Here is an 8,994-nt window from a genome sequence, read left to right as displayed (position 1 = left end):
GCCGTGGTGTGGCGCGCCAGCTGGCCGGACGAGCGCGTAGTCCGCGCCACGCTGGGCACTATCGAAACAGCCATCGCCGGCAGCATGGAACGCACGGCGCTGATCCTCGTCGGCCCGGTGCTGGGGGCCGAGCATTTCGCCGAGAGCAGCCTCTACGCCCCCGGCTACGACCGGCGCTTTCGCCCGCAGGATGCCAGTTCACCTTTCGCGGGAGTATCGGAATGAGCGTTCCCGGCTTGATGATCGCCGCACCCGCATCCGGCACGGGCAAGACCACGGTCATGCTCGGCCTGCTGCGCGCCCTGACCCATGCTGGCCTTACCGTTCAGCCCTTCAAGAGCGGACCGGACTATATCGACCCCGCTTTCCATCGCGCGGCGAGCGGCAGGCCGTCCTTCAATCTCGATAGCTGGGCCATGGGTTCCGGCTTGCTCGACGCCATCGCGGCGCAGGCGGTGGGGGCGGACATGATCGTCGCCGAAGGATCGATGGGACTGTTCGACGGTGTTGCCCGTCCCGGAGAAAGCGGCATCGGCGCCAGCGCGGAGACGGCGCGGCGGATGGGCTGGCCGGTGATCCTGGTGCTGGACGCCTCGGGTCAGGCGCAGTCCGCAGCGGCGACGGCGCTAGGCTTTCGCAGCTTCGATCCTGACCTTCCGTTCGCCGGGGTGATCCTGAACCGCGTGGCCAGTCCGCGCCACGAAGCGCTACTGCGCAGGGGCATGGACGCGATCGGAATGCCCATGCTGGGCGTTTTACCTCGCCGTGGCGATCTGGTATTGCCCGAACGGCATCTCGGCCTCGTCCAGGCAGTGGAACACCCCGACCTCGAGCGCGCGGTGGAAGGCTATGCCGCGTTCTTGAGCGCGCATGTCGATCTGGCGGCGATCCAGGCGGCAGCGCGCTCTACATTCGTGCCTGGCGCGGATGGGCGATTGCCGGACCCGCCGGCGCAGCGGCTCGCCATCGCGCAGGATGCGGCGTTCTCGTTCCTCTACCCTCACCTGCTGGCGGGCTGGCGCGATGCCGGGGCGCAGTTGATGCCCTTTTCCCCGCTGGCGGACGAAGCGCCCGATCCCTCGGCTGATATGGTCTGGCTGCCCGGCGGTTATCCGGAGCTTCATGCCGGGCGCATCGCGGCGGCGGAACACTTCCTGGACGGCCTGCGCCGCCATGCCCAGCGCGGTCCGGTACACGGCGAGTGCGGCGGCTATATGGTGCTGGGCGATGCGCTGGTCGACAAACAAGGAGAGCGGCATCGCATGGCGGGCTTGCTTGGGTTGGAGACCAGCTACGCCCAGCGCAGGATGCACCTGGGATATCGGCTGGCGCGGCTGCACGGCTCGATCGGCACGATCCCGGCGGGCACGCGCCTGCGCGGGCATGAATTCCATTACTCAACCATCCTAAAGCAGAGCGGCGATCCGCTGGCCGAGGTCACGGACGCCAACGGCGATGTCGTGGCGGAGACGGGATCGCGGCAGGGGCATGTCACCGGCTCGTTCTTTCACATGATCGCGGAAGCGGCCCAGGAATGATCGCGCTGCATCTGATCGGCATCGGCACCGGCAACCCCGATCACCTCACCGCCGAAGCGGTGCGCACGATGAACGAGGCGGACCTGATCCTGCTGCCCCGCAAGGGCAGCGCCAAGTCCGACCTTATCGACTTGCGTCGCACCATATGCGCAGCCGTCCTCAGCCGCCCAGTCCGCGTCGTGGAGTTCGACATGCCGGTGCGCGATGCCTCCGGAGATTATGTGCAGGCGGTGCAGGACTGGCATGACGCGATCGCCGCCGCCTGGCGAGACCAGATCGCCGCGCACCTGCCGCAAGGCGGGCAATTGGCGCTGCTCGTCTGGGGTGACCCCTCGCTGTACGACAGCACCTTGCGCATCGCCCAGAGGCTGCTGGCGGGCGGCATGGCGATGGCCGTGCGAGTGGTGCCGGGAATCACCAGCATCCAGGCATTGACCGCTGCGCACGCGATCCCGCTGAACCCGCTGGCAGGTGCCGTCACGATCACCACGGCGCGCGCCTTGCGCGATCATGGCTGGCCCCAGGGCGTCGATACGGTGGTAGTGATGCTGGACAGCGGCTGCGCCTTCGAAGCGATCGCGCCGCAGGGCGTCTCGATCTGGTGGGGTGCCTACCTTGGCATGGCGCATCAGGCGCTGGAGCATGGTCCGTTGTCCGAAGCCGGGCCGCGCATCGCCGCGCTGCGTGCCGAATTGCGGCAGAGGCACGGCTGGATCATGGACGTCTATCTGATGCGCAGGGTCTGAGATGCCGCCCTTCGACGACGGCTTCGCCGCCGACTTCGAGACATTGCTACGCTGGCGGCGCGATGTCAGGCACTTTGCCACGACGCCCATCGCCGAGGCGGACATGCAGGACGTGCTGGCCCTCGCCTCGCTGGCGCCCTCGGTCGGCCATTCGCAGCCCTGGCGCTGGGTACGGCTGCGCTCACCCGGCCTGCGAGAGGAGCTGGCGGCGCATGTCGATGCCGAGAACGCCAGGGCCGCGCAGCGCTACGAGGGGCAAGAGCGCGAGGCGCTCTACCGGTCGCTGAAGCTGCACGGCATTGCCGAAGCGCCGGAGGTACTTGCGGTATTCTGTGACGAGGAAACACAGACCGGCCATGGGCTGGGCGTCGGCACCATGCCCGAAATGCGGCGCTATTCCTGCGTCGCCGCGATCCAGACGCTGTGGCTGGCGGCGTGCCTTCGCGGGATCGGCCTGGGCTGGGTGTCGATCCTGGACCCTCAGGTCGTCAGAAGGATGCTGGACGTTCCGCGCCATTGGTCACTGATCGCCGTGCTATGCCTGGGCTATCCCGCCCAGCCCTCCGATACGCCGGAACTGGAGCGACGCGGCTGGCAGGGGCGTGAACCCCTGACCGACCGCATCTTGGAACGCTAGGGCTATCAGGCCTCCGCGGTTGCCGGACGATTGGCGAGCAGGTGATCGACCACGCTGGGGTCCGCCAATGTGGAAGTGTCGCCCAGGTTGCCGGTGTCGTTCTCCGCAATCTTGCGCAGGATGCGACGCATGATCTTGCCCGAACGCGTCTTGGGCAGGGCCGGTGCGAACTGGATCACGTCTGGCGTGGCGATCGGGCCGATCTCGGTGCGCACCCACTTCACCAGCTCGGCACGCAGGGCATCGTCGGGCTCCACCTCGGCATTCGTGGTGACATAGGCGTAGATGCCCTGCCCCTTCACCGGATGCGGCATGCCGACCACTGCCGCTTCGGCCACCTTGCTGTGGGCGACGAGCGCGCTTTCGATCTCGGCCGTACCCATGCGATGGCCCGAAACGTTGATCACATCATCGATACGGCCGGTGATCCAGTAATACCCGTCCGCGTCCCGGCGGCAGCCGTCGCCGGTGAAGTAATAGCCCTTGTAGGTGGTGAAATAGGTCTGGAAGAACCGGTCATGATCGCCCCAGACCGTGCGCATCTGTCCAGGCCATGAATCGGCTATGACAAGGCTGCCCTCCGCCGCGCCCTCCAGGACCTTGCCATCTGCATCCAGCAGCAGTGGCTTCACCCCGAACATCGGCCAGCTGGCAGAGCCGGGCTTCATCGGCGTTGCGCCCGGCAATGGCGTGATCGTCGCGCCGCCGGTTTCGGTCTGCCACCAGGTGTCGACGATCGGGCAACGCTCCTCGCCGACCACGCGGTAGTACCACTCCCACGCCTCGGGGTTGATCGGTTCGCCGACTGAGCCAAGCAGGCGCAGCGACTTGCGGCTGGTCTTGCCCACCCATTCATCGCCTTCACGCATCAAGGCGCGCAGCGCGGTGGGCGCGCCGTAGAAGATCTCGACGCCGAACTTGTCCACCACTTGCCAGAAGCGGCTCGGATCGGGGAAGTTGGGTACGCCTTCGAACATCACGGTGGTGCCGCCGTTCAGCAGCGGGCCGTAAATGACATAGGTATGCCCGGTCACCCAGCCGACATCGGCCGCGCACCAGTAAATCTGGCCGGGGCGGTAATCGAAGACGTATTCGTGCGTCATCGCGGCCCACACCGTATAGCCGCCGGTGGTGTGCAGTACGCCCTTGGGCTTGCCGGTGGAGCCGGAGGTGTAAAGGATAAACAGCGGATCTTCCGCGCCCATCGCGGTCGGTTCGCACTCAGCCGATTGCTCTGCGATGCCGCCTGCCCAGTCGATGTCGCGACCATCGCTCATCGCCACGTCAGCGCCCGTGCGTTTCAACACGACCACCGTTTCCACGCCCGGCGCGTGGTTCAGCGCGGCATCGACGTTCGCCTTCAACGGCACCTTCCTACCACCGCGCAGGCCCTCGTCCGCCGTGATGACGATCCGGCTGTCGCAATCCTGGATGCGGCCCGCCAGCGCCTCGGGTGAGAAGCCGGCGAACACGATCGAGTGGATCGCACCGATCCGGCTGCACGCCAGCATTGCCACCGCCGCCTCGGGCACCATCGGCAGATAGATCGTGACCCGATCGCCCTTCCCCACGCCACGGCTCTTCAGCAGGTTGGCAAAACGGCAGACATCGGCGTGCAGCTGGCGGTAGGTGATGCGCCGCTCCGGCTCATCGGGGCTATCCGGCTCCCACAGGATCGCCACCTGATCGCCGCGCGCTTCCAGATGCCGGTCGAGGCAGTTGGCGGACAAGTTAAGCGCACCATCGCCGAACCAGCGGATGCCGAAATCCGCCTCGTCAAAGCTGGTTTCCTTCACGCGAGTGAAGGGTGTTATCCAATCGATCCGCTTCGCCTGCTCGGCCCAGAAGCCTTCCGGATCGTCGAGTGATCGGCGGTGCATCTCACGGTAGCCGGCCTCGTCCACCAAAGCGTTTGCGGCCCATTCGGCCGGGACGGGATAGACGGTCTGGCTCATGCGATCACTCCTTGGCACACCGAAAGACAAGCGCGGCTACGCTACCCGCTTAGAAGCGGAGACGGTGGCCACGCAAGTCCGCGGGCACGGAACGTTTGTCGTTCTTCAGCGATTAAGTTCTTGCGGCAAAGCACCGACTGGAGAGGCGAGCTCATGGATGACGACGAACAAAGCGTAGATGAAAAAGGCAAATCTCCGCTGCAGGCCAGCGGTAAAGGCCAGCCAAGCGTGCGAGACGACGGAGTGGGAACGGCCACTACCCATGGTCGCTCGCAAAGTGAAAGCCAAGGGGGCGCCTATCCCAATCCGCACACCGGCAAAGGTTCGTCGGAAGACGAGGAGAAATTCCACGGCGGTCAATCCGGTGCGGCATATCATGGCACGGGTCAGCTCGGCGAAAGCGAAGTGAAAGGCCCGAAAAACTTCAATTCCACCACTAAAGAAGGTTAGGATCAGGGCACGACAATTCCACAGAGACTGCCTGCGCAAATTATCTTCGATGGCTGTTCAACGTTTAAGGAAGTTTCCCTGCTGCCATTTTAGATTTTGTTAAGAATTGTCGCCTTTGGTCTGATGGATCATGGGGAAAAACAGGGTTCCGCGTTATTTGACGCCGTTCCTCCGAAAAACGGGGGCGGCGAAGGCGTGGGTTTGGCGGTTGTCACCCTTTCTAATCGCGCTTGCCGCCTCTACCTTGTGCCTCTCCTTCGACGTCGCGGATATATTGCACGACTGGCTCGCTCGGCTTGAGCAATATAAAGCTGATGAAGTTGCCCTTTCGATCGTCCTGTTCGCACTCGCCTCGCTTTACGCGATGGGGCGCCGGCAAAGTGTCTTGGAAGCGCGGCTGCGAGAGCGGGCCGTCGTGGAGATCGAAGCCGACAAGCTTACCCGCATCGATGATCTGACGGGCCTGGGCAACCGTCGCGCCTTCATGCAGGCTCTGAAAAATGCGGAGATCGGGTTTTACCTCATCATGATCGATCTCGATCAATTCCATACGATCAACGATTGGTCCGGCCACCTGCTGGGTGACAAGGTTCTGGCCGAAGTGGGCGATCGGCTATCCCGCATTGAGGAAGCTGGTGACATTCGCGCGGTAGCACGGCTGGGTGGCGATCAGTTCGGGTGCCTGACCATCCGTAATCCCGATCGCGTGGCGGCCCGTATCCTGACTGCGATCAGCGAACCGATGGCGCGCCTGCCAGACATGCCACGCGTCACCGCGTCAATCGGGATAGCGCCTCTTGGCCATCACTTGGGAAGCCTAGACAGCCCCTTGCGCGATGCCGACCACGCGCTGGTCGCCGCAAAGCGCGCTGGCGGCAACACCGCTCGACAATTCGACAAGCCGGTACCGTTCAATTGCGATCATGTGAAGATCGAAGGCCTGGTAGCGGAGGAGGGACTCGAACCCCCGACACGCGGATTATGATTTCTTGGGTCGGATTGAAAAGGCTCGGTTTTCTTGTAAACCACTGCCCAGTCGGCCCGCAGCTTTCCGTGACTTTCCATCGCTGTGTAAACCGGAATCACGACGAAAGCCGTTCGACCAAGGACACTACAACGCGGGCCTCGTCAACATAACGCGCCCTGATCTGGCCAATCTTTTCGGCGGTCCAGCCAACGCTCCTGGCGATCTGCTCGTCTGTAAATCCCTTCACCGCTAGGAAGGTGACGAACGTGCCGCGCAGGTCATGCAGGGTACGGTCGAAGTCCTTCGGCTGCTTGCGCTGCCAGACAGTCTCTAGCCCGCTCGCTGTCCAAGGCTGCTTCCGGCTGTTGAGCAGCACAGTGCCATCCTTGCGGCCGATCTCATTCAAGAGCGCCCGCAGCTCTGGAAAGATCGGGATGACCGCTCTGCCCCCGCGCTTGCGAGTCCGCTCGACCGTGATCTGCTTGTCGAACACCTGCTTCCATTCGAGGGCGACCAGGTCCCCAAGGCGCAATCCGGTCAGCCGCGCCAGGCGGAGCGCGGTCATGATGTGAGGTGGGAAGTCCTTGACTGCCTCGACAGCCTTCCAGTGATGATCCTCCCAGATTTGTTCGGAGCGATCGACTGAGTGCAGCAACTCGATGCCGTGGCAGAAGTGACGCTCCAGCTTGCCGTTCTCTACGCCCCAGTTCAGCAGGGTGACCATCATCACGATGGCTTTGTCGGCGGTGCGGGGCTGCGCGGCCCAGGCGTCGCGCCACTCGATCACGTCACCACGCATGCGCCAGTCGCAGAAGGCGTCGACAGGCGTGGCGCCGAAGCGCTCGGAAATGCGCGTCAGCCAAAGTCGGTAGTCCTTCTTGGTCGACGGCTTGGTCTTGATGTACTTCGGGCTCGCCTCGTAACCCTTGATCAGCCAGTCGATATCCTCGGGCGCGCGACCGATCGTTTCCTGCTGGGCCCGGTACTGCGCATCGAGAATTTCGCGCGTAATTACCGGCTTATCCTCGCTGTCCTGCTTGTGAATACAGGGGCCGCCCCGCCAGGCGTAGACGAACCAGCGCCGTCCAGTGCTCAGGCGCTTACTGACTACGTGCAGGCCGGTCACGATTCTTGTCCTTCGCCTTCCATGCATCATAGGCGTTCCCCGGAGTCGTGGCCGGGGGTGACACAGCCACGCCATCAGCGCGGATGTCAACGGAGCAGGCAGCTGGGTCGAAACCCTCCTGGCGCAGAAAGTCGAAGAGTTCCTTCAACTCGGTAAGGGGTACGAGGCGACGCTTGGCGGTCATGCCGGGTAATCTCCCTCCCGCTCAAGCCGCAGTCGGCACTTCTCGATCCGTCGCCAGCGCGTGTCTGTTTCGCCCTTGATCCAGACCAGCCACGTGTAAGCGGTCGCAGTCGATGCCTTGCGCGGCTTGCCGGTGGTCGGATCGATGTTCGCGTGATCCACGGCACCCGCGCGCACAAGGCGACCGCGAAGCATCACAACACGCTCGGCGAACTGGAGAACAAAGGCGGGCGGCGTGCCGGTGTACAGTTGCTCCCTGCCCTCGCTCTCCAAGTAGGCGTTTCTTACCAGCATGGCGACGCCAATCCGGCTTAAGCGCAGTGCGCGGGCAATGAATTGCTCGGCCAAGCGGAACGGCGGGTTCGTGATCGTCCAATCCGTGCGGTCGATGTGCTCATCAAGGCCGAATAGGTAATCGCGCTGAGGGAAGCCGAAACCATAGTCCGCGACGTCGGACGCCATCACGTGGCCGAACGCCTCGCGCAATGGTTTCACCATGTGTCCGCGATTCGCCGCCGGCTCGCGCACGTCTTGCAGGTGAAGCGGATACCCGCGATCGGCGAGCCATTCGGTGAGCGCGCGTGTCGCCCAAGGGGGCGTCGGGAAGTCGTCGAGCGAGTCCCTTGCCTCGCTGCGCTGCTGCATGACGGCGCTGCTGGTGTTCTGGCTCATGCAAGCGATCCTGACGGCGGTAAAGATCGGTCCGAAACGGCTGCACGATGTTCAGCAGCCCGGATCACCTTGACGAGAGAAATCCCGCAAGAGGAAACGCCGCGCCACGCATGCGAACGCTGCTCGCGACCTGGTTCATCCTGGTGCGCGCAACCGTCCGTAGAGCGATGGCGAGGTGTGCTCATAGGAGACCGGGTCCAACCGATCAGGAGACCCGAATTGCAGTACCCGTCCCTAAGATACCTCGCCAAGATTGAGGCCTGCCGCCGACACGAGAACTGTCCTGCTGGCGAGCCGCCATGCGAGAGGAGGCGCAAGCCGATCATGCCGCCGCTCCAAACAGATCCATCTGATCCCCGCCGGGCATGTCATCAGACGCCGAGCAGAGCGCTGAGAGAAAGGAATGCATACGCAGCTGCCACAGGATCAACGCCATTTCCTGTCGCTCGAAGCCGCTCAACCCGGTGGGCCATCGCATCAACGCCTCGACGAACATGGGATTGAGCTTCCTCTTCGCTGAGGGCTGGTTGGAGTTCGGGGAATCGGTCGAGGACGTCGATCCAGCGACTAGTGTCGGAAGGTCCGGGGATGACTGCGGGAGGAAGACGTGCTCCACGAAGTTCGGAAGCTGATCGAGGTGCAGCGAGCCGCTGCTGACCTGCAGATGCTCCGGTGAGTTCGTGCCCTTGTGGTCCCGGGCTGCCGGCGCTGGCCACTGAA

Annotated in this window: 9 protein-coding genes and 1 pseudogene; 6 read left to right on the top strand and 4 right to left on the bottom strand. The window is 63.9% G+C overall.

Going from position 1 to position 8,994, the window contains the following annotated elements; genetic code table 11:
• The 4 genes and pseudogenes from ACHWRX_RS06590 to bluB form a co-directional block, all read left to right on the top strand.
• Positions 1-225, top strand: a pseudogene (locus ACHWRX_RS06590) (precorrin-4 C(11)-methyltransferase); the annotation flags it as partial.
• Complete coding sequence (locus tag ACHWRX_RS06585; RefSeq protein ID WP_394658595.1) at positions 222-1,538, top strand: cobyrinate a,c-diamide synthase; 1,317 nt, start codon at positions 222-224, stop codon at positions 1,536-1,538. The pseudogene ACHWRX_RS06590 and the gene ACHWRX_RS06585, both read left to right, overlap by 4 nt.
• Positions 1,535-2,284: a precorrin-6A synthase (deacetylating) gene (cobF, locus tag ACHWRX_RS06580; protein WP_394658594.1), complete on the top strand. Its 750-nt coding sequence runs from the start codon at positions 1,535-1,537 to the stop codon at positions 2,282-2,284. The genes ACHWRX_RS06585 and cobF overlap by 4 nt, the downstream gene beginning before the upstream one ends.
• 1 nt (position 2,285) lies before the next feature.
• Positions 2,286-2,921, top strand: a complete 636-nt coding sequence (bluB, locus tag ACHWRX_RS06575; RefSeq protein ID WP_394658593.1) for a 5,6-dimethylbenzimidazole synthase — start codon at positions 2,286-2,288, stop codon at positions 2,919-2,921.
• A 5-nt stretch (positions 2,922-2,926) separates the two neighbouring features.
• Here the strand turns inward: bluB and acs are convergent, their stop codons facing one another.
• Positions 2,927-4,876, bottom strand: a complete 1,950-nt coding sequence (acs, locus tag ACHWRX_RS06570) for an acetate--CoA ligase (protein WP_394658592.1) — start codon at positions 4,874-4,876, stop codon at positions 2,927-2,929.
• A 153-nt stretch (positions 4,877-5,029) separates the two neighbouring features.
• Here acs and ACHWRX_RS06565 point away from each other — a divergent pair, with 153 nt between their 5' ends.
• The gene (locus ACHWRX_RS06565; protein ID WP_394658591.1) at positions 5,030-5,326 is read left to right on the top strand and encodes a hypothetical protein; all 297 of its coding nucleotides are present in this window, start codon (positions 5,030-5,032) and stop codon (positions 5,324-5,326) included.
• Positions 5,327-5,534: 208 nt separating this feature from the next.
• Positions 5,535-6,311 (top strand): GGDEF domain-containing protein, encoded by a 777-nt coding sequence (locus ACHWRX_RS06560; protein ID WP_394658590.1) that lies wholly within the window; start codon positions 5,535-5,537, stop codon positions 6,309-6,311.
• 97 nt (positions 6,312-6,408) lie between these two features.
• Here ACHWRX_RS06560 and ACHWRX_RS06555 read toward each other — a convergent pair whose 3' ends face one another.
• From ACHWRX_RS06555 to ACHWRX_RS06545, 3 genes are all read right to left on the bottom strand, one after another.
• Entirely contained in the window at positions 6,409-7,419 is a 1,011-nt protein-coding gene (locus ACHWRX_RS06555; protein WP_394658589.1) for a tyrosine-type recombinase/integrase, read from the bottom strand.
• A 180-nt stretch (positions 7,420-7,599) separates the two neighbouring features.
• Complete coding sequence (locus ACHWRX_RS06550) at positions 7,600-8,274, bottom strand: hypothetical protein (protein ID WP_394658588.1); 675 nt, start codon at positions 8,272-8,274, stop codon at positions 7,600-7,602.
• Positions 8,275-8,596: 322 nt separating this feature from the next.
• The coding region (locus ACHWRX_RS06545; RefSeq protein WP_394658587.1) for a hypothetical protein at positions 8,597-8,994 on the bottom strand (398 nt) is incomplete at its 5' end.

It is taken from the genome of uncultured Novosphingobium sp., from assembly GCF_964277725.1.
GTDB lineage: Bacteria > Pseudomonadota > Alphaproteobacteria > Sphingomonadales > Sphingomonadaceae > Novosphingobium > Novosphingobium fluoreni.
The sequence above is the reverse complement of the archived record's forward strand: the minus strand, read 5'-3'. Positions and strand labels throughout refer to the sequence as shown.